Genomic DNA, 493 nt, shown 5'->3' on the forward strand with positions numbered 1-493 from the left:
CGACACGCCGCCGAGGCCGCCGAGCGCCGGCTGCCCGAACACGCCGGCCGCGATGCCGCCGAGCGCGCCGCACATCCCGTGCAGCGGCCAGACGCCGAGCACGTCGTCGATGCGCCAGCGGTTCTGCACGCAGGTGAACATCGCGACGAACAGCGCACCGGCGGCGGCGCCCGTGACGAGCGCGCCGATCGGGTGCATCACGTCGGAGCCCGCGCATACCGCGACGAGGCCAGCGAGCGGCCCGTTGTACGTGAAGCCCGGGTCGTTGCGGCCGGCCATCCATGCCGCGAGCGTGCCGCCGACCATCGCCATCAGCGAGTTCACCGCGACGAGGCCGCTGATCTTGTCGAGCGTCTGCGCGCTCATCACGTTGAAGCCGAACCAGCCGACCGCAAGCACCCAGGCGCCGAGCGCGAGGAACGGGATGTTCGACGGCGGGTGCGCGGCGATCCGGCCGTCCTTCGCGTAGCGGCCGTGGCGCGCGCCGAGCCGC

General features: G+C 73.6%; 1 protein-coding gene. It reads right to left on the minus strand.

Features of this window, described 5'->3' with window-relative positions:
* Window positions 1-493 (minus strand): ammonium transporter (locus ACU8YE_RS24560; RefSeq protein WP_446930028.1); only part of this gene is annotated, 493 nt, incomplete at both ends.

Source organism: Ralstonia sp. VS2407 (genome assembly GCF_052950655.1).